General features: G+C 34.8%; 20 protein-coding genes. 9 read left to right on the top strand and 11 right to left on the bottom strand.

The genetic code is table 11. The features are described from left to right. Nucleotides 1-196 precede the first annotated feature (196 nt). Both VB264_RS01055 and VB264_RS01050 read left to right on the top strand, forming a co-directional pair. Nucleotides 197-1,759, top strand: coding sequence for a DUF1800 domain-containing protein (locus tag VB264_RS01055; protein WP_323246153.1), 1,563 nt, complete (start codon nucleotides 197-199; stop codon nucleotides 1,757-1,759). Between the two features lie 65 nt (nucleotides 1,760-1,824). Further along, nucleotides 1,825-3,405, top strand: coding sequence for a DUF1501 domain-containing protein (locus VB264_RS01050; RefSeq protein WP_323246152.1), 1,581 nt, complete (start codon nucleotides 1,825-1,827; stop codon nucleotides 3,403-3,405). Between the two features lie 96 nt (nucleotides 3,406-3,501). Here VB264_RS01050 and VB264_RS01045 read toward each other — a convergent pair whose 3' ends face one another. Then, nucleotides 3,502-3,660 carry a hypothetical protein gene (locus tag VB264_RS01045; RefSeq protein ID WP_323246151.1) on the bottom strand — a complete coding sequence of 53 codons (159 nt, stop codon included), beginning with the start codon at nucleotides 3,658-3,660 and terminating at the stop codon, nucleotides 3,502-3,504. Nucleotides 3,661-3,833: 173 nt separating this feature from the next. On the opposite strand from VB264_RS01045, the gene VB264_RS01040 reads away from it, so the two are divergent. The 4 genes from VB264_RS01040 (at nucleotide 3,834) to VB264_RS01025 (ending at nucleotide 7,082) form a co-directional block, all read left to right on the top strand. After that, on the top strand, nucleotides 3,834-4,622 hold the full coding sequence (locus VB264_RS01040; protein ID WP_323246150.1) for a hypothetical protein: 789 nt from the start codon (nucleotides 3,834-3,836) through the stop codon (nucleotides 4,620-4,622). 212 nt (nucleotides 4,623-4,834) lie between these two features. Beyond that, nucleotides 4,835-5,281: a GNAT family N-acetyltransferase gene (locus VB264_RS01035; RefSeq protein ID WP_323246149.1), complete on the top strand. Its 447-nt coding sequence runs from the start codon at nucleotides 4,835-4,837 to the stop codon at nucleotides 5,279-5,281. A gap of 113 nt (nucleotides 5,282-5,394) precedes the next feature. Beyond that, entirely contained in the window at nucleotides 5,395-6,234 is an 840-nt protein-coding gene (locus VB264_RS01030; RefSeq protein ID WP_323246148.1) for a hypothetical protein, read from the top strand. A 44-nt stretch (nucleotides 6,235-6,278) separates the two neighbouring features. Continuing rightward, entirely contained in the window at nucleotides 6,279-7,082 is an 804-nt protein-coding gene (locus VB264_RS01025; protein WP_323246147.1) for a polysaccharide deacetylase family protein, read from the top strand. A gap of 65 nt (nucleotides 7,083-7,147) precedes the next feature. Here the strand turns inward: VB264_RS01025 and VB264_RS01020 are convergent, their stop codons facing one another. Next, a complete protein-coding gene (locus VB264_RS01020; RefSeq protein ID WP_323246146.1) occupies nucleotides 7,148-7,831 on the bottom strand; it encodes a PAS domain-containing protein in 684 nt (227 codons plus the stop codon). An 871-nt stretch (nucleotides 7,832-8,702) separates the two neighbouring features. Here VB264_RS01020 and VB264_RS01015 point away from each other — a divergent pair. Beyond that, nucleotides 8,703-8,927, top strand: coding sequence for a helix-turn-helix transcriptional regulator (locus VB264_RS01015; protein WP_309913822.1), 225 nt, complete (start codon nucleotides 8,703-8,705; stop codon nucleotides 8,925-8,927). A 467-nt stretch (nucleotides 8,928-9,394) separates the two neighbouring features. On the opposite strand, the gene VB264_RS01010 is transcribed toward VB264_RS01015, so the two are convergent. Both VB264_RS01010 and VB264_RS01005 read right to left on the bottom strand, forming a co-directional pair. After that, the gene (locus VB264_RS01010; RefSeq protein WP_309913824.1) at nucleotides 9,395-10,345 is read right to left on the bottom strand and encodes a glycosyltransferase family 2 protein; all 951 of its coding nucleotides are present in this window, start codon (nucleotides 10,343-10,345) and stop codon (nucleotides 9,395-9,397) included. A 50-nt stretch (nucleotides 10,346-10,395) separates the two neighbouring features. Then, nucleotides 10,396-11,115: a tRNA1(Val) (adenine(37)-N6)-methyltransferase gene (locus tag VB264_RS01005; protein ID WP_323246145.1), complete on the bottom strand. Its 720-nt coding sequence runs from the start codon at nucleotides 11,113-11,115 to the stop codon at nucleotides 10,396-10,398. 280 nt (nucleotides 11,116-11,395) lie between these two features. Between VB264_RS01005 and VB264_RS01000 the strand changes: the two genes are divergently transcribed. Both VB264_RS01000 and VB264_RS00995 read left to right on the top strand, forming a co-directional pair. Then, nucleotides 11,396-12,346, top strand: coding sequence for an alpha/beta hydrolase (locus tag VB264_RS01000; RefSeq protein WP_323246144.1), 951 nt, complete (start codon nucleotides 11,396-11,398; stop codon nucleotides 12,344-12,346). Between the two features lie 39 nt (nucleotides 12,347-12,385). Beyond that, nucleotides 12,386-13,495 carry an acyltransferase family protein gene (locus VB264_RS00995; RefSeq protein ID WP_323246143.1) on the top strand — a complete coding sequence of 370 codons (1,110 nt, stop codon included), beginning with the start codon at nucleotides 12,386-12,388 and terminating at the stop codon, nucleotides 13,493-13,495. 210 nt (nucleotides 13,496-13,705) lie between these two features. Here VB264_RS00995 and VB264_RS00990 read toward each other — a convergent pair whose 3' ends face one another. The 7 genes from VB264_RS00990 to VB264_RS00960 form a co-directional block, all read right to left on the bottom strand. Next, nucleotides 13,706-14,008, bottom strand: coding sequence for an isoamylase early set domain-containing protein (locus VB264_RS00990; RefSeq protein ID WP_323246142.1), 303 nt, complete (start codon nucleotides 14,006-14,008; stop codon nucleotides 13,706-13,708). A gap of 415 nt (nucleotides 14,009-14,423) precedes the next feature. Continuing rightward, entirely contained in the window at nucleotides 14,424-15,263 is an 840-nt protein-coding gene (locus VB264_RS00985) for an energy transducer TonB (protein WP_323246141.1), read from the bottom strand. A gap of 87 nt (nucleotides 15,264-15,350) precedes the next feature. Continuing rightward, entirely contained in the window at nucleotides 15,351-17,018 is a 1,668-nt protein-coding gene (locus VB264_RS00980; protein ID WP_323246140.1) for a M56 family metallopeptidase, read from the bottom strand. A 52-nt stretch (nucleotides 17,019-17,070) separates the two neighbouring features. Next, nucleotides 17,071-17,568, bottom strand: coding sequence for an ExbD/TolR family protein (locus VB264_RS00975; RefSeq protein ID WP_323246139.1), 498 nt, complete (start codon nucleotides 17,566-17,568; stop codon nucleotides 17,071-17,073). A 178-nt stretch (nucleotides 17,569-17,746) separates the two neighbouring features. After that, nucleotides 17,747-18,130 (bottom strand): BlaI/MecI/CopY family transcriptional regulator, encoded by a 384-nt coding sequence (locus VB264_RS00970; RefSeq protein WP_309913847.1) that lies wholly within the window; start codon nucleotides 18,128-18,130, stop codon nucleotides 17,747-17,749. Between the two features lie 134 nt (nucleotides 18,131-18,264). Beyond that, nucleotides 18,265-19,353 carry an MBL fold metallo-hydrolase gene (locus VB264_RS00965; RefSeq protein WP_323246138.1) on the bottom strand — a complete coding sequence of 363 codons (1,089 nt, stop codon included), beginning with the start codon at nucleotides 19,351-19,353 and terminating at the stop codon, nucleotides 18,265-18,267. A gap of 60 nt (nucleotides 19,354-19,413) precedes the next feature. Next, complete coding sequence (locus VB264_RS00960) at nucleotides 19,414-21,135, bottom strand: DNA polymerase III subunit gamma/tau (RefSeq protein WP_323246137.1); 1,722 nt, start codon at nucleotides 21,133-21,135, stop codon at nucleotides 19,414-19,416. Between the last annotated feature and the right edge of the window lie 81 nt (nucleotides 21,136-21,216).

Below are 21,216 nucleotides of genomic sequence, written 5' to 3'. Positions count from 1 at the left end.
CTACCCCCAAATTTTAATACTGAGGGTAGCTATTTTTGTAAGCAATTATCATAAAGTCTACTAGCTTATTTGCCAATACATATAGCTATTAAAAATAGTTGAAAAAGATTATTTTTGTTCAAATTAAACTATTTAATGTCATATTTGTCTAACTTTCAAACTCTCTTTATAAACGCTTTGAAAGTTAAGCTATCACATGGCATTAATTGATACTTATTCTCAACCTCTTTCTAGTGAGCAGGTTGCCCATTTACTGCGTAGAACTACCTTTGGAGCCACGCCAGCTCAATTAAAAGAATGGACAGGAAAGAAAGTTGACGAAATCGTTATACAACTTTTAGCAAGTCAGCCAACACCAGCACATCCCACCCTTAAAGATGGTACAACTTTTCATAATTTATCATGGGGAAATAATGCTGCAACAGATGCTGATAGGAATACTTACGATGGAAATGCACGCAAACAATTAAAGTATTGGTGGATTGGATTAATGATTAAACAACCTGTTTCAATCATTGAAAAAATGACGCTTTTTTGGCAAAATCATTTTGTTTCAACCACTACTGAAGCTTCCGATGCCCGATTTATGTATCGTTATTTACAGTTGATGCGTAAATATGCTTTAGGCAATTTCAGGCAATTCGTCATTGAGGTAAGCAAAGACCCTGCAATGCTGAAATACCTAGATAATGACCAAAATACAGCGGCAAAATCTAATGAAAACTACGCTCGTGAACTCCAAGAATTATTTACGATTGGTATTGGGAATTATAATGAAGACGATGTAAAAGCTGCTGCGAGGGTGTTAACTGGTTGGCGTACTATCGGTTACAGAGATATTACTAAGCCAGATATTGGAACAGAATTTAGAATTAGTCAGCACGATACTAAAGACAAAGTGTTTTCAATATTCTATCAAAATAAAACCATTAAGGGACGTACCACTGCCACGGCAGGAGAGGAGGAATTAACAGAATTTATTGATTTAATCCTTGCTCAAAAGGCAACAGCATTGTTTATCGTGCGTAAGTTCTATCGCTGGTTTGTACAAGCAGAGATTTCCGAACAAATAGAAAAAGAAGTAATAGAGCCCTTAGCAACCATATTTCGGAAAAATTATGAAATTAAACCTGTCATTGAAGCATTGTTGAAAAGTCAGCATTTTTTCGATGTAAATCTGTTGGGTTCGCAAATAAAATCACCTTTAGATTTGGTCATTGGAACACTACGAACGTTTAATTATCAACTCCCCGACCCCTTAACAGACCGCTTGACTTTCGATAATGCTACTACTTACTTTTTTACTAGGGCACGCGAACAGCAAATGGAAGTATTGGAACAACCTAGCGTATTTGGCTGGCGACCCTATTATGATACCGATTTCTACGAAATTTGGATAAATTCAACAACGCTTGCTTTAAAAGGTTCATTTACCGATATCATCGTCAAGGGTTCAACTTCTCTGAAACTGACTTTTGATTCTATTGCTCTTGCTAAAAACACCAGTAATCCAAAAGAGCCTTATGGCTTAGTGAAAGCATTAACACAGCCACTTTTCGCTGTTGTCCTTAGCGACGAACAAAATAAATATTTAGTAGAAGAAGTATTGATGGCTGGTCAACCTTACTACGAATGGATTACAATCTGGACAGACCATATTGATGACCCTAATAATAACAATAAAAAGACTGCCGTAAAAAGTCGTTTAGATAGGCTGTTTACCTACTTACTCCGATTAGCGGAATTTCAGATGGGTTAAGTTGATAGCTAAATAATTAGAGAAACTACAAAATAACATAATCCACATTATCCTGATTTTGAGTAATGAAACGTAGAGATTTTATTCAATATACTGGTTCGTCTTTGTTGTTGCCATTTTTGCTAGATGGTTTCGGAGCCAAAGCACATACGGAAGCAACTACCCCTTTTATGCAGGAAATGCTAAAGGTTGCAGATGTGAACGAGCGTATTTTAGTAGTAATTCAATTAGCTGGAGGCAATGATGGACTCAATATGGTATTGCCATTAGACCAATATTCTACCTATACTGCCAGTAATTTCAGAGGAAGTATTGCTATTCCAGAGGCTAAGGTATTATCATTAAATGGCTATCAAGCAACTGGTTTGCACCCATCTATGAAGGGATTACAAACGCTATTCAATGAAGGTAAACTATCTATTATACAAGCAGCAGGATATGACAATCCAAGCTTTTCACATTTCAGAGCGAGTGATATTTGGTTTACAGCTACCAATGCTAATCAATTCTCTACTTCGGGTTGGCTTGGGCGGTATATTGAAGGCAAATACCCTAATTTTGCGGACGATTACCCGAATACGGCTAACCCAGATCCTTTGGCTGTTCAAATAGCTTCTATTTCATCGACAGTATTCAATACAAGTTCTGTTTCATCTGCATTGGCTATTCAAGACCCTGATACTTTTTACAAAATCATTGGTGACAAGCCTAGCGTAATTCCGGGGTCATTGCCGAATACACCAGCAGGTAAATACACTGCTTTTGTTCGCCAACAGCAAATTTCATCGGTTGCTTATGCTTCATCCTTGAAAATTGCCGCTGAAAAAGGCAAAAATTTGGTTTCCTATCCTAGCTCCAATACGTTGGCAGATCAATTAAAAATTGTAGCTAGAATGATTCACGGAGGCTTACAAACCAAAATCTATTTTGTGTCATTAGGCGGATTTGATACCCATGCGTCACAAGTAGTGGCAAGTGATACCACAACGGGGACTCATGCTACACTGATGGGCAGACTTTCTGAGGGCATCAAAGCATTTATGGATGATTTAAAGGCACAAGGCACAGAAGACAAAGTAGCTGGTATGACATTCTCTGAATTTGGGAGAAGAGCTGCCTCTAATGGTAGTTATGGTACAGACCACGGCTGGGCATCACCCCTTTTGATTTTTGGCAATGGGGTAAAACAACAAATGATTGGCAAAAATCCAGATTTAAAAGCCTTACAAAGTGGTAATATTACATTGCAAAACGACTTCAGAAAAGTTTATGCCGCTGTATTACAAGATTGGATGGGAGCAAGCGAAAGTTCGGTAAAAAATGTTTTGTTAGGGGTAGACCCAGCACCGCTTCCTATTTTTAGAGCACCTGCTGTATTGGCAAACGAAGAAGAAATAGGGGAATATGAACTTAATATATATCCTAATCCAGCACAGAGCGAAACCTTTTTGGATTCGGAGGCATTCGCTAAAAATATGGAGTTAGTAGTTACAGATGTGTACGGACGTAGTTTTTACACTCATCCAGAAAGACTTTCTCGTACCAAAATACGCTTGAACGTCGATAATATGCCAATGGGTAAATACTTTGTAAAAGTAGAAACCGATAAAGAACCTATCGTAAAAGCACTTATGGTTCAAAGATAATAACTTATCATTTGGGGTTTGTAAAAAGTGCCATAGCCAAAATATACAGCAATGGCACTTTTTTGTCAGTATGGCCCAGCACAAAGCTTTATTTATTTACGGTCTGTGTACTATTTTGCCGATTTCAATCTTTGCCTTATTCTTGTTCTTGTTCCACGGAGCAGTTGTATTCATCCCCATCTGTATCGCTAATCCAGCCATCAATAGTGTGAAAATGATAAAAACCCAGCGAAATATTTTTTGATTTTTGTTCATGAGTCGTCAAAATTAAATAATGCTTCAAAGATAATAACATATTGATAAACGATAAGTTTGTCGTAATGATGGATTCTAAAGCAAATCTGATTATTTTGCAAAAGTTTTGAATTACTAAGCAGTAAACCAACCTTTTAACGGCCTTCATTATATATAATAACCCTTGAAAAACCATGAGAAAAAAAATAAAATATTTTTTGTTTGTTATTGCTAGTTCCATATTGTTTTGCTGTTCAAGTCCCGCTACAAAATATGAAAATGCTGTCGACGAAAGTAAGACTTGCTCAATGATTTTTATCGATAAATCCGTTAGTGTAAATCCAAGTAAGCAGTTTATTTATGAAAAATACACTAAGATTATTAATGAATTGATTGATGAAAATATCAACGTAAAAGGCGATAAAATAGAAGTGTTTTTTATCCATGAAAATACGGCAAAAGCTAAAGTGGCTGAATTAGTTGCACGGTCAGAAATGGAAATAGCCGAAGGAACAAGTGCCACAGACGCAGAAGCACAAAAGACAGCATTTGCGATGGAAATTGGTAAAGAGCGAAGCATTTTCAAGAAAGTAGTGATCACTCACTTAACCTCTCAAAACACTTCTACTAGTAAAAATAATACTGATATTCAGGCTGCATTACCATTGATTGACCACGAAATTGGTAAAGGATTTAAAGTAAAGGCATATTTTCTTTCTGATATGGTAGAAAGTATGTCGGGGACTAATCGCAGAGATTTCCACAAAACACCACCTGTAGATGATGCTTCTGCGGTAGGCTGGGCTCGGGAAGATGCTGCTCGTTTGCAAAGTGTGTTACCCAATATCAGCATGGCACAAATTTTTATTGCAAAACCTTTTGAACCCACTGCTTCTAGAAAACTGAACAATCCTGCGATTTCTACCTATTGGCAACGCCTTTTTTCTGAATTAGGCGTTTCTGGTGAAGTGAAGGAATTATAACAGCTTTGAGCTATGAGCTATCAGCCTTGAGCTTTTATGATAGTACGAAGTAAAAAACTAAAATAAGCTCATTGCTCAAAACTTACAGCTAAAAAAACATAGTTATTTCTTTAGTTTAAGCTATCAGTAATTTATGACAACATTAAGTTAACTTCATTATTTAAAAACTAAAAAAAGCTCAAAGCTCATTGCTCAAAGCTTACAGCCAAAATATGCTTATTGCCAAAATACCAAGTACGCCAGCAGAATGGGAAAAATATTATGATTTACGGTTCGTAGTATTGCGTGAACCTTGGCACCAGAAAAAAGGGAGCGAAGTATTAACAGATGAAAACGAAGCAGACCATGTGATGGCGATTGATAGTGATGATAGTGAAACAGATGAACTATTAGGAGTAGCCCGTTTACAAATGAATTCAGCTACGCAAGGACAAGTACGATGTGTGGCAGTGTCTAAAAATGCCCAAGGTAAAGGCGTCGGTAAATTCTTGATGAAATATTTAGAAGATTTAGGGAAATCAAAAGGCTTAGAAGAAATTATTCTCGATGCCCGCATCAATGCCCTTGATTTTTATAAAGCTATCGGGTATGAAATTTATGCAGATTCATATTTACTCTTTGGTGAAATCCAGCATTGGAAAATGAAAAAACAACTGTAGAACGAGATTTCATCTCGTTTTTATCGGAGACTAATTTTTTACATAATTATTATAAGCTGTTGGTATGAAATTTTGTGTTCTTGTTATATCAATTACAATATAAAAGATTAACCATGAGGATATTAATTTTTATACTGATAACAGGCTTCTTTTTGACAAGTTGTTCAAATGAAAAGAAACAGACGATTGAAAAAACACCTGTTCTGGTTGACAGTTTACCGCAAAAAAATCCATCAGATTTTAATGGGAATTGGGTTTTAACAGACTATATCAATGAGATAGAAAAAACTAAATCTCCTGTAAAATCATCTAATAAACTTGAAGGAGTTGTTGCCATAATTATTGGAGGGACTGTAAAAGGCGATAGCTTGGAAGTTCAGGCAAGTTGGAATAATCACGAGGAGCTTAATTTCTTTGTCTATCTAAATAAAAATAACAAAAAGGCCTTTAAAACCAATATCGTAGATTATCAAGATAAGTCAAACTATTATGAGCTTGGTTATGAGGTTATCGATAAAGAAGCTTTTCTGTTTTTGTATCATTTTAACAAAACGAATGAACTCCTAGAGAAAACACAATTCTCTAAAGTAACTGATTTATCCGATAACAAGAAAGATGTAGCTTCGGGACTTCAATACATGGTAAACGATAAATTATTAACAGGGAAAAAATTATTGATTGATACAGACAATCATGCAACAAAGCTAAATTTTAATCCTGACGGTAGTTTAACAGGACATCCTACGTTTAAGACCTTCCATATTTTTACAGACTTTATGGGTGAACCCAATAGTAATCTTGATCTTATAAGTTTTAACCTTGCTACTGGCAAGCCGACCCAATTTGCTTTTAAAATAGTAAAAGACACAACTTTTTTATACTCTACCATTGAAAATGAGGAGGAGGGGACTTCTAAAATTAATAAAGTTAAATTTAAAATTGTTCGCCAGTAAGTTTGTCCAAATCAATAAACATCTCAAAATAATTATCCACAAATATGAAATTGAAAGCTATACTCGCTTTATTCTTTATACTTATTCAGTTCTCTATTTCTTTAGCGCAAAGCTCCCAACAAGTTTGGAATGGGAAAAAATGTGCTGTTGTATTGACTTATGACGATGCCCTAAATGTACATTTAGATAATGCCATTCCCTTATTAGATTCTCTAGGTTTCAAAGGAACATTTTACTTAATAGGCTATGCAGACGGATTTAAAAATCGTATTGAAGATTGGAAAATTGCGGCTAAGAATGGACATGAAATGGGCAATCATACCCTTTTTCATCCCTGTGATGCTTCTTTAAAAGGTAGAGAATGGGTGAGTCCTGAAAAAGACATGAGTAAATATTCTGTCAGGAGAATGATAGATGAAATCAAGATGAACAATGTATTGCTAAAAACGTTAGATGGAAAATCAAAACGTACTTTTGCTTATACCTGTGGAGATATGAAAATTGGTGATACCTACTTCATGAACGATTTAAAGAATGATTTTGTAGCTGCTAGAGGCGTAAGGTCAGATATGCATAATTTACAAGAAGTGGATTTATATGCCACAGATTGTTATGCCATTAATGGACAGACAGGTGAGCAGATGATTGACTTAGTAAAAAAAGCAGTAACATCGGGCAAGCTTTTAGTTTTCTTATTTCATGGAGTAGGCGGGGAGCATAACATAGATGTTTCGCTAAAAGCTCATCGAGAATTATTAAATTACTTAAAGCAAAATGAAAAAGATATTTGGGTAGCACCGATGTTGGATGTAGCAGAACATATTAAAGCATTGCAAACTAAGAAGTAAAAGAAACTAATAAGGAAATGCTGATGGCATGACTCAAAATTATGCCATCAGTAATATTATTTAATTTACAATTCAGTTGAGTTAAGTGTAATGAATTTTGTTTTTATTGATAGTAATTGTTGAGAAATACTATGGATAGATTTATCAATGCTTTCAGCACTTGTATAAATGGTATTAGCAAGCCATTGAAGATCTCCAATTTCTATCATGTCGCTATCTTTTGAAATATCTAGAATACTGAGTATTTTGCTATGTTCATGACGAAGTTCGTGTGATAGCGTAAAGGATACTTTTTCCATATTATGTATCTGTTCCAAAAACTTTTGCCTAGAATCTATTTGGCTTGTAATATCTTGAGCAAGCCCTAACAAAAGGCTAGGTCCACCAGACGGTTCCCTTTCTACAATAGTAATATAGTTTTTGAACCATTTGAATTCTCCATTTTTGCATAGACACCTATTAACTAAAATATGAAAACCATCGTTGGGAGAATTTGTCAGTACATTGAGAAATTTATTTAGACTTGGAAGGTCGTCAGGATGTATTAGTCTATTAAAACAATCTTTGTCAAGTGGGTCAAACTCATCGGCAGTGTAACCAACCCCTTTATAATACTGTTCGTTGGTAAATATATTTTGTCGCTTTTGTATGTCAAATAGTGAAATAGCTAATGGCATGCTATACAGAAGACGATTTATAATTTCACTTTTGATATCAGTTTCGAGATTAAAGAACTTTGTTTTTTCCATCTTAATTAATGTAGGTATTTTAAATAAGTTTATTAATGTTCACGCATTGATATTTAATGACCTTGAGATATTTACTCGTATATTAGATTAAATAAACATGTAAAATACTTATTCAGTAGAGGTAATAAAACTTGATACTTCCTAACTCATTTCAAGGACAGTATATAACTGCCCTGAAATGCAAGTGGTTAGGTGGCGGTAAAAAGTGAAATTTATAATGAAGTGAACTTTCTAATAATTATTTTATTTTCATAAATCGAGGTGCAGAATAGTCCTAACCGTTACTAATGGATTTAGAATATTCTTTATTTCCATTCACATCTTTCTGTGATTCATTATTAACAATGAAGAAATTACGGTAACAGCTAAGGCACTTGTAATATCTTACATTGCTAACGAAAGGTGACAAAAATACTTTAATAATAAAGGGTCTGCTTATCCTAACTCCACTCAGTTTATTTCCACAGCTTGGGCATTTGTTTGTGTCAGTTTTTCGAATCAAATAATATAAGATTATAAATATTTGGCACGAAATTAGTAGGCTTACTCCTGCGAGTAAGTAAGGGGTTAAAAAAAAACTATGCATTTTGTTGGTGTGTTAGTAATAATTAGAACATCTTGTGTTCGTATAATTAGGTTGTAAATAAAATACTGTTAAAAAATCAAAGAAAATATCGATACATTTTCCTTTACACGCTTTACAATCAACTAGATAGCAGAAATGAATGGTGCTTTAAATTAATGGGTTAAGTATGTAAGGATTGTATTTTATGGAAATTGTTTATTATATCGCTAAATTATGCAAAATAAATAAAAATACAACGGATACGTTGTATAATTTTCTTGTTTTCTCTCATTCCTTTACTCTTAAATGAAAAAAGAGGATTTCTTAAATAAACTTGGTGTTAGAATAAGGGAGATTAGAAAGGAAAAGTCAATCACCCAGACACAACTTGCCCATTCGGTTGGGAAGGATCAACAATCTATTCAGCGACTTGAAGCCGGAAATATTAATCCAACGTTATACTATCTTTTTGAAATATCTGAAGGTTTAGGAATTTCTTTGGAACGAATTATTATTAATATTGACAAATAGTATACGTAAAACCATACTACAGGAAGGGCAAGTATTCTTAAATTATTTTGTTTTTTATAATTCAAACAAATCTTGTTTAATCCAACAGGTATAACGTATATGTTAATATACTTTGTACCTGTCTTTGGGCAACAGCATTAAGTCTTAATACATCCCAATTACTTGAAGATACCCGTAAAGGTAATTATAAAAAGAAGGGACATCTAATCATATCTTAGCAAGATATGATTAGATATTAACATTAATAAGTCTAAATTGTGATAGCATAATTAGCACAAGTGTAAAATAAAGCTCAAATGTGCTAAACTTTAGTAAATTAATCCAAGCTTCTGTCTTGCACAAACCACTTAACTGGTTAAAACAAAACCCCAAAATATTAGGTGATTAGCGATGGTATAAATAAAAACAAAAATGGCATGACTTCTCAAAGCCATGCCATCTGTAAATAAAGATATTTGTCGTTCAAGCTACACCTTCTCTCGAATCTGGTAATCAGTAGTCTTCTCCGAGTTTCTTGTCATTAATTCACCAATAAAACCAGCCACAAACAACTGCACGCCTATGATGATGGAAACCAAGGCCATGAAGAAAAGGGGATTGTCGGTTACATTTCTGAATTTTAGGTGGTTAGCAATGGCATAAACCTTATCGCCAATCAAATAAACAGTAATAAAACTACCAATCATGAAGAACAAAATACCAAACCCACCAAAAAGGTGCATGGGCCTTTTGCCAAACTTCTGAACAAAGGTGATTGAAAGTAAATCTAAGAAACCATATAGAAACCTTTCAATACCAAATTTGGTCGTTCCATACTTTCTAGATTGATGCTGTACTACTTTCTCCCCGATTTTATCATAACCATTCCATTTTGCCTGTACAGGAATATAGCGGTGCATTTCGCCATAAAGCGTGATAGATTTAATTACTTCGTTTTTATAAGCTTTTAGCCCGCAATTAAAATCATTCAAATATACACCCGACATCGAGCGAGTAGCCGCATTGTATAATTTTGTAGGAATGGTTTTAGTAATAGGGTCGAAACGTTTTTGTTTCCAGCCCGAGACTAAATCATAATTATCTTCTGTAATCATTCGATATAGCTCAGGGATTTCCTCAGGACTATCCTGTAAATCAGCATCCATCGTGATGACTACTCTACCAGAAGCTTCTTTAAAACCAACATGCAAAGCCGCCGATTTTCCGTAGTTTCTACTAAAGGAAATACCTTTTACAAAGCTGTTGTGCTCAGACAAACCCTTTATAACTTGCCAAGAATTATCACGACTTCCATCATTTACAAAAATGATTTCATAGCTAAAATGATGTTCTTTCATCACTTTTTCTATCCAATTGCAAAGTTCAGGTAATGATTCTTCTTCGTTATATAGCGGAATAATAACAGAAATATCTAACATGTTGTGAATACGATTTCGGGATAACTAACGGAATGTTCTCCGTTGTATTTCTAAAAAATTAAATAATACGCTTTTAGTAGCGTTTCAAATTGAGCAGTATAGCTTTCGTCAAGATTACGAATAATTAATTCTTCTTGGGCAAGCTCTTTTTTAGCAAGCCCAAAGGTCGTAATAATTCTTAATATTTTCGATTCCTTTCTATGTCTTATCAGTAATTTTTTCTGGGGATAAAGTCCTTTCTCTAAAGCCAATATCTCTAAAACACTACTTTCATAGGCAGGAAGTAAAACCACAAACTGACCCACTGGTGCTAATAATTGAATAACGGATGCTATTAAATCTTCAAAAGAAAGCGTATCAGTATGTAAAGCCGTGTTCCTTTTTTCTTGTTGAGACTTTAAGTGGTTCTGAAAAAAAGGAGGATTGCTAATAATTAACTCAAAAGATAAACCTTTATTGCGTTCCGTAAAATCCTGAATACTTTGATGAAAAACCGCTATTTGCTCCTTGAAAATACTATCTTGAACATTTTCTAAGGCTTGTTGATAAGCTTTGTCGTCTACTTCCACGGCCATAATCTTAGCATTTGTTCGTTGTGCCAACATCAATGAAAGTAAGCCAGTACCCGTACCAATATCCAAAATATTTTTAGCTTCCGCTACATCGGTGTAAGCTCCTAAAATACAGGCATCAGTGGTTACTTTCATGGCAGTATTTTGTTGCTGAACCGTAAATTGTTTAAACTGAAAGCCGTTTATACTTTTTGACATTGAATATTGTGGATAATTTGCATCTTTGAAACAGTTTCAAAATTACAATAAATTAAGTACTGATATTAGTCATTATGCTTTTAAAGTATTGAAACTGTTTAAGCTTTCCCTTTCGGATTAAACTAAGTCTTTTAGAATAGCTTGTTCCAAAATTTTCTCAACGTAGCGATGCTATGCTTCGTAAATTTTGAAAAAATCAATTCAAAAATACAATACTTTCACCTCGGAAATGGAAAGTTTAAACAGCTTCATTGATTTAATATCACTAAAAATCATCCTCATGAAGTCTATCCTCATCATTTTCCTTGCTTGCTTAGGGTTACTCAATCATGCTTTTGCCCAAAACCAAGAAGAAAACATCGTCTTAAAACAACCCAAAGGCGTTTTAGATGGAACATTGCTTTTGCCCCAAAACACAAAGAAAAAAATACCAGTCGTATTAATCATCGCAGGTTCTGGACCTACTGATAGAAATGGCAACAGTATGCTAAACATAAAAGCCAATTCTTACCAGTTCTTAGCAGAAGGGTTTGCCAATAATGGAATAGCGTCGCTTCGGTATGACAAAAGAGGCGTAGGCAAAAGTATGGGTGCCATGATGAAAGAAAGTGATTTAACCTTTGAAACCTACATTCAGGATGCTGAGCAATGGATAGATACTTTAAAGAAAAGTAATCGTTTTTCGAAAATAATTATCTTGGGGCATTCAGAAGGTTCTTTGATAGGGATGGTCGTAGCGCAGCGATTAACCGTAGATGGTTATATTTCTGTGGCTGGCCCTGCCAGAGGAATAGATGATATCATCATTGAACAAACGGAAAAACAAATTTTGCCAGATTCTGTTAAAAATGAAGTGAAGAGAGATTTTTCTGTGTTAAAAAGCGGACAGAAGCTACCAAAATTGATGCAGGTTTTCTTTATCTTTTCACTTTTTAGACCCAGTATTCAACCTTATATGATTTCTTGGTTGAAATATGTGCCTTCTGAGGAAATTAAAAAAGTAAAGGCTAAAGCACTTATTATACAAGGAACAACGGATATTCAGGTAGCTGAAAACGAAGCAAAGCTATTGGCAGAAGCTAATCCGAAAGCCAAGTTGTTAATTCTTGCGGGCATGAACCATACTTTAAAAGATGCACCTATGGATAGAGAAGAGAATTTGAAAACATACAGCAATCCAGATTTACCACTTTCAAAAGGTTTAGTAGAAGGGATTGTAGAATTTGTGTAGAAATGATAAATTAGAGAAAACTTATTCATCAACATATATATGAAACAACGCTTACTTTCTTTGGATGTATTTCGTGGAATGACGGTCGCCATGATGATTCTTGTCAATAACCCAGGCGATTGGGGACATATTTATGCACCATTAGAACACGCCGAATGGAATGGCTGTACCCCCACAGACTTAGTCTTTCCCTTTTTTCTGTTTATTGTAGGCGTCTCCATCTCATTTGCCTTTCAAGGAAAAACAGCCGACCGTAAAACTATTCTAAAGATTATTGAAAGAAGTGCCAAGCTTTTTGGATTAGGACTTTTTCTCTCACTTTTTCCAAAATTTGATTTTTCAGTAGTCAGAATTCCTGGTGTTTTACAAAGAATAGCTTTGGTATTTTTAGTAAGCTCTATTGTGTTTTTAACCACTAAAAATAGAACGCAACAAATCATCTTTGCGTCGCTACTGATAGGCTATTGGTTATTGATGACTTTTGTGCCTGTTCCTGATGCTGGTGCTGCCAACCTAGAACCAGAACATAATCTAGGGGCGTATTTAGACAGACTAATTTTGGGTGTTCCTCATTTATACAAGGCAGTAAAGACGTGGGACCCTGAAGGAATATTAAGCACAATTCCCGCTATTGCCAATGGACTAGCTGGCGTATTAGTAGGTACTTGGTTGCAAAGAAAAGATAAAGAAGTAACAGAGAAGTTGATGTATGTCTATTTCTACGCAAGTATTTCTTTAGCGCTAGCATGGGCTTGGGATGCCACAGGTTTTCCGATTAACAAGTCGCTCTGGACAAGTTCTTATGCCCTTTGGACGATTGGCTTGGCGATGATTTTTCTGGCTAGCTTTTACTGGTTGATAGATGTCAAAAAATATACTTTCTGGACAAAGCCTTTCGTCGTATATGGTGTCAATGCCATCACAGTGTTCTTTTTATCAGGCTTAATTCCACGCATTATGAACATGATAAAAATAGCGATGCCCGATGGCGAAAAGGTAAGCTCCATTACGTGGCTGTATAAATCATTCATTGTTCCTTTTTTTAGCGAACCAAAAAATGCTTCTTTGGCAGGAGCAATCACTTTTGTACTGATTTGGTTGGGAATCTTGTGGATTATGTACGAGAAGAAAATGATAGTAAAAGTATAAATAGAAGCATCCGAGGAGAAATCAAAAACTAAGGATTAAGACTAGCAATAACCTAAATTACCCCAAGTTCAGTACAAAAGTGTTGTATGCTTACAATACGGTAGAAAATTAAGTTGAGCAAAATACTCTAATTTTCTACCGTCTTTTAATTAAGTAGTCTGTATTAAATAAACGATTCACAATTCATCACTCACAATTTACAACTCCTACTTAAAGTACTACTACCGAGTTTTCGTCGTAAGAAACACCATTTGGAACAAATTTATCTGCTTCTGCATCATTCAACCAAAGGTCGTTATCAACTAAATAACGGAAGGCAAATTCTTTGCCTACTTCTAATTCAACAGATGCTTTAAATGTACCATCTTTTTGTTTTTTCAAAGCTGTAGGATTCCATTCGTTAAAATCACCTAATACACTTACTTGTTTTGCACCATTTACAGTTTCTGCTGGAAGAGCAAAAGTTACTTTACAAACTGGTTTACTTTTTGAATACTGTTTCGTTAAAGCCATAATCGTAATTGGGTTTTAAGATTAATATTTTTATTTTATAAAATAATTCAGGTTAATATTTTTGGTTGAAGCTACCTGTTAAATCTTTATACTTTTTCGGTGTCCAGTAATGAATTTATACTGTTTGAGCGAAGCGAGGTGGTTCGCCACTGCGATTATAAATTCTTGATTTTGTTACTTTTTGTATCAAGACAAAAAGTAAAGTAGAGAACAATCATAGAATTTATATTCTTATAAAGTTAAAACAGTCTTATTATTATCACCAAAGTTAACACAAATATTCAAAAAAATATTTTATAATATCCTAACTACCAAATGATTAAAATATAATAAAGTTGAAATAATTATATTTTAACAATACTTTTTACTAAAACAAATTTTATTTTCTTATATCTCCTAAGTATTAGCACTTACTTTATTGGTCAAGCTGAAAAACAATTGGTAGCGTAAACTTTACAGTAACATTTCTACCCGATTGTTTTCCCGGTTTCCAGCGTGGCATAAGCTTTATTACTCTTTGGGCTTCTTCATCACATCCAAACCCTAAGCCTTTCAGAATATCAATGTTTGAAATGTTTCCATCTTTACCAACCACAAACTGTACATATACTTTACCACCAATACCAGCATCTGAGGCATTTCGAGGATAGCGTAGATTTTTCTGAAGAAATTTTGCCAAGGCAGCGTTCCCACCTGCATATTCAGGCATTACTTCGACAGATAAAAATTCTTGTTCTACTTCAGCTTTTATTTCTACAGGGGCAGTACCTTCTCCAGTTTTAAATTTGTCAGGGTCATCTACGGGTATTTCACCTGTATCTCCATCTTGCGTTACTGAACCAATCTTAGCATCTGTATTATTAAGTGTTTCTTGATCAGGAGGGAGTTCTGTTGCTTTATCGTCTTCTACAATTTCAGGTTCGTTAAAGGCAATTGTTTTAGGTACTTTAACCTCCTCTTGTGGTGGGGGTGGAGTCAATTTAGGTTCTATTGGCACATCTTTGGGAGGATCTGGAATTATATAATCTTCTAACACTATCGTTAGTTCTGTTTTCTCTTTAGGTTTGATATTGGCTAAAATCATAGGAGCCGCTACAGCCAAGCAAAATAAGCTGACACCAATTCCCAGTGCAATTTTGATAGATTTATGGTATCCAGTGCGTAAAAGATAAGCACCATAAGCTTTGTTACGGTTTTGGAAAACAATGTCTTCCAATGTTTCGTCTTCTTCGTGTAATACTGTTTGATTTTCCATGATTGTTTGTGTTTGGATGTTAAACTAATTTTTTAGTTGATTTGATTTTTAAAAAACCTCAATGTAGTATTGAGGTTTTCGACTTATTTACTTTTTCTTAGAGGTTATCACAATTACCCCATTTTTAGCTTTTTCGCCATATCTTACAATGGCTTTTTCATCTTTATAAACATCAATTTTTTCAATGGTATTTGGGTCTATTTTCTCTAATTTAAATGATGGAATTTCTGTGCCATCTAAAATATAAAGGGGTTGGGGCTTATTTTTCAATCCTCCTTGTACATTGTCTAAAGTGACTGTTATCTCACTTATCTTACCTTCAATTATTTTTTGCCCATTATCTTTATTTATATAAATTCCTGGATTATCATTCTTTTTATTATTATTCAACACAAAGTTGATAGGTACAGTAAAACGGCTATTTACTTTGCGTCCCTGATGCTCACCTGCTTCCCACTTAGGCACACTTTTTAAAACCCTGATGGCTTCTTCATCCAAGCCATATCCAACTCCTTTTAGTATTTCGTGGTCTGAAGTACTTCCATCTTGATTAACGATAAATTGTACATATACCTTTCCTGATACATTAGCCTTTTGAGCAGCTTCTGGGTATTTCAAATTGGCGTGAAGATACTGTGCAAAAGCTTCCATACCACCCGGGAACTCCGGATTTTTCTCAACAACTATATTCTCAGCAGCAATAAATACTTCAGGTGTATCCTTTTTAACAAGTCCTTTAGCTTCTCTAAGCTCCTTTGCCAAGGTTGGACTAATGATTAAAGCATCAGATACGTCAATCCCAGACTCTGCCAATACTTGTTTAGCAGACTTTGAAGGTTGGGAGGCAATGTTAATCTTTTCGATACCCTGCTTACTCACTTCCGAAATACTATCCTCAATATTAGCAATAGATTTACTAGCCAAAGTTGCTGATGAAACTACTATCATTGCCATAAATAAGGGTGCCGTCAAACCATATTTCAATAATGCTGTACTAGTAGAACGTTGTTTTTGTAACATATCAATGCGTAGTTTTAGAAGTGAATTATTGAAAAAATTATTAGTTAAAGGAATCGCTTGAACACCAAATTGTTCTTGAAAAAGTAGCATAGCATAATCTGCTTTGGATGCTTCATGGCGACTAGCCACTTCGTCGGCTATAAATTCATGTATTTGTTTTATGGAACTTTTGTAGAGATACACAATAGGGTTGAACCAGTTGAAAATAGCGATGAGCTCAAACAACATAATATCGGCAGAGTGTAATTGTCGGATATGAACAAACTCATGTTTCATAATAGTAGAGCGATTTTTCAACTCTCTACTAACAAATACTACATTGAAAAAAGAGAAGGCTCTTTGATTTTTATCCCCATCAATCTTTCTTTTCATCATTTTTCCTAAGTATGCCAAGTTGCCTGCGAAGCGACAAATGCCCAAAATAATACCTATGATGTAGGAGAACGCAAGCATATCACCCACTGTTAAGCTACCCTTTGGCATCTTTTGAGTAGGAATGTAAAAAACCTCTGGTGAATAAAACGTACTAAAGGTTTGTGATACTTGCTCGGTAACGAACCAGCTTCTTACCCATTCCGACTGCATCAACGGTATAAAAAAGGCCAATGCAGCTGATGCCACCAAGTAGCCTCGATTGAGGTTGAAAAATGTCTCTGTTTTTAATAATAATCGATAGAAACCGTAAAAAAGTATTAAATACAGATTTACTTGAAGGAGATAGCTTAGCCAATTCATAGCGGTACATTTTGGTTTTCGGATAGCTTAATGATTAAAGAGATTGTTGCAATTATTTAATACTCAATAGTTTTTCGTCTTCAGATGTAATATTAACGATGGCATATCGTCTATTATTAGTGATTTTCATTTCATCTAATAAATCAATCATGTTTCGATATTTTGCTTTATTAGTAGACTTTATCACTACCGTAAAATTGTCTCCAATCTTGCGTTTATAGTCAAAGAGTACTTGTCTGATTCCTCGGTCAGAAAAATCAGTACTTCTAACTTTTGGGTCACAAGCTAGGCCTTGATAATAAAAAATCTTATTTTGGTCATCTAGTACAACTGTCAAAGATTCTGAACAACGAACATCCGATTTCTTAGGACCATCTTTTTCAGGCATATTCAATTGCATAACTACAGGCTTAGCGAGGGTAGTGGTTAACATAAAAAAAGTGATGAGTAGAAAGCCTAAATCTACCATAGGTGTCATATCAATCTTGGTTGATAATTTATGACTCCTCTTTTTTGAACCATTGTTTTCGGATGCAGATATTTCAGCCATTGTATTAATTGTGTTTTGATTGATAGAACGTTAATTTTCAAAAGTTAAAATTATAAGGTGTAGAATTATCGTGTTTTTGTTTTATCACACTTATCAACTAATGAATGTAGAACTTGGTACGTTTAATATTTAACAGGTGTATTTTGGAACTTACTTAATGACACTTACTTAAAGCATTTTACTGCCCTTCTTCTTTCATTTTATTAATCATACTCAGAATTTCATCTGCATCTTTTACATCAATTTTCCCTTTTTTAGAAAAGAATGAAAACAAACTAGAAAACGAATTTTCAAAATAGCCTTCTACTAATTTTTCAGTGGCAAACGAGCTATAACTTTCTTTGCTAATAATTGGAAAATACTCGTGTGATTTTCCATAAGAGTTATGACTAACAAACCCTTTTTCTTGTAAAATTCTGATAATGGTTGATACTGTGTTATAAGCTGGCTTAGGTTCTGGCAACTCATCCAAAACGTCTTTAACAAAACCTTTTTCTATCTGCCAAAGTACTTGCATAATTTGTTCTTCAGCTTTGGTTAATTCTCTTTCTACTGATTGCATTTTTTCTATGAATTTATTTATGATAGATACCTCTTTGAATTCTTGATATAAATATAAAACTAATTTTTTAGTTTACAAACTATTTTCTTAGTTTTTGTTAAATTTTTTTCTGCAAATGTAAAAAAGAAGCTCTTTTATACAGGAAGGACTTCACCAACTTTTAAAATTTTTAGTGTTTGATTAATTTGTCCTTCGCTTTCCAATTGTGTTAAAATCTTTTCTGGTTCTGATAGGGGCTCATCAGCTTGGTCGAAAGTACCATAATGAAATGGAACCATTACTTTGGCTTGTGTTTCGTTAAACGCTTGAACAGCATGCTCAGGGTCTTGATGGTTGGGAGACATAAACCAACGTGGCGAATAAGCACCCGCACCAATCATGGCTACATCAATGTTAGGAAATAAGGTAGCTACTTCTTTAAAATGACTTCCATAGCCTGAGTCTCCACCAAAGTAAATAGTTTTATTACCACTTTTTATCACAAATGCTCCCCAAAGTCTTTTGTTGGCATCGCCTAAAGAACGATTTGACCAATGTCTGGAAGGTAAGAAATAAAAGGCTAAATCATCATAGGTTTGATATTGCTGATACCAGCCAGCCTCTTGGATTTCGTTATTAGGAATCCACTTGCTGAGTAAAGAAGTCATTCTTAGACCCGTCAAAACAATTGCTTTAGGATTTTGGCTTTGTAATAATTTCAAACTGCTTTTATCACAATGGTCGTAATGTGCATGAGAAACTAAAATATAGTCAATCTTGGTTAGTTTTTCTGGGGAAATTGGTAATTCAGAATGGCGTTTTGTAGCAGGTATTTTACCAAGTACTGGGTCAATCAAGATTTGCTTGCCATTCAATCGAATAAAAAACGAAGCATGACCAAGCCAGACAATCATATCTTGTGTGTCCTTCAAAAAAGCATCATCTTTTATGACGGGTAACCGCCAAGTATCTTCTTTTTTGAATTGTTTCTGTGGATTCTTAGTGGTCATCCATTTAAAGACGCTCCCAAATGTAGGAAGAAAAGGAAATTCATGGTTCATATATCGACCTTCATCGTCGATTGGAGTTCCTTCCCACGTGTCCAAGATGGTTTTTAAATCAGGATTATTTGTACGAGTTTTCATGACTTGTTTTTTTTCAACTTGTGTAAAAAGAATACCCCCGCCAGATTTTGACATCGTAGCGAGGGTAAAAATTTTATGAATGAACTTTCTGCGTTTCATACTTTTCTTCGAAATTCAAGCATAACCTAAAGCTTATTGCTTGATGCTTAAAGCAATGTATTAATAATCATAATCCAATCCTAATGTATTTCTTAATTCATTGAGGGCAGGATTTTTCTCTGCCAAAAACCTAAACTTATCTGCTTGGGTATAAATCAACGTTTTATTTTCTACCTCAGCCACTACTACTTCCAGATGAATCGTCGTATTATAAAGAACCTTTCTTAGATGATTAAGAATTTCTGTCCGTAAAGTAGTCGTTAATAAATCTACCTGAATATCATTATCTACTTCTATGTGAATAGTCGTACCTTTTAGTGTAAAAGGCCTGTTCAAAATTACGAATTCGCTAAAACGTTCTTTTTCTTCTAAATGCTTAACCAAAGCATTCCATGCTGTTTGTAATTCTTCAAATGTAAAAGCCTTATTTTGCTGAATAGTAGCAGGCTGTGCTATCGTATTGACAGGTTCCTGAGCCACATTAATAGGCTTACCGAGCGTAGCTGTACTTCTTAATTTACCAATTGGCGGAGCGATAGTTTGGGTTTGGGGAACACTTATTGGGTTAGAAGTTTGTACAGTGGTACTTGCAACAACTTCATTTGCCTTCGTTTCGTTTTCCTTACTCCCTAAATCCTTTCCCAGGCCTTCGCCCTCCGTAGCTGGTAAGGTGGCTAAGTTCAATACTTTTGAAATATTGGCTAGTTTCAATAAGCAAATCTCAACATGTAGCTTTTGATTTTTAGCCGCTTTATAGTTTAAGTCACAAGCAGAACCGATGCTCAATGCAGAAGCTAAAAACGAATAAGGAGCTTTAGCCGATTGTGCCAAATACTTGGCTTGTACTGATTCGGATACTTGTAATAATCTGACTGTAATAGGGTCTTTGCAAACTAATAGATTACGGAAATGCTCTAGTAAACCTACAGTAAACTGATGACCATCAAATCCTTTTTTCAAAATTTCATCAAAAAGTAAGAATGACTCTGAGATATTACTATTCAGTAAAGCCTCTGTCATTCTGAAATAGTAATCATAATCCAGAATGTGTAAATTATCCAGTACTTCCGAATACCTCAAAATGTTATCTTTTGAAAAAGTAACATTCAAATCAAACATCGAAAGGGCATCTCTCAAGCCACCATCTGCCTTTTGGGCAATTAATTCCAAGGCATCATTATCAGCTTCTATGCCTTCTTGCACAGCAATTTTAGATAAATGCTGTGTCATATCATGAATTTGAATTCTATTAAAATCAAATATCTGACAACGTGAAAGAATCGTCGGTAATATTTTATGCTTTTCGGTAGTAGCTAAAATAAAAATGGCATACGAAGGTGGTTCTTCTAATGTTTTCAAGAAGGCATTGAATGCACTCGTTGAAAGCATGTGCACCTCATCGATGATATAAATCTTGTATTTACCAGATTGCGGAGGATAACGCACTTGATCAATCAAGCTACGGATGTCATCAACAGAATTGTTTGAGGCAGCATCTAGTTCATGAATATTAAAAGAGGCATTATTCTGAAATGAACGGCATGATTCACATTCGCCACAAGCTTCTGCTTCTTCGCTAAGGTTCTGGCAGTTAATAGTTTTAGCTAAAATTCTGGCACAAGTAGTTTTTCCTACTCCACGAGGACCACAAAACAAGAAAGCTTGCGCTAAGTGGTTGGTACGGATAGCATTTTTGAGCGTAGTGGTAATGTGCGACTGACCAACGACGGAATCAAATAATTGCGGGCGATATTTTCGGGCTGAAACGACAAAGTTTTCCATATACAAATGTAAGTACAAGCGTACGATATTTCAAATAGGAATAAGAGGATGTCGATTTTATGGATTTAGTTTTAGCATAGC

The sequence above is a fragment of the Arcicella aquatica genome (assembly GCF_034928825.1).
Lineage (GTDB): Bacteria > Bacteroidota > Bacteroidia > Cytophagales > Spirosomataceae > Arcicella > Arcicella aquatica.
This window is presented reverse-complemented; position numbering and strand designations above follow the sequence as displayed.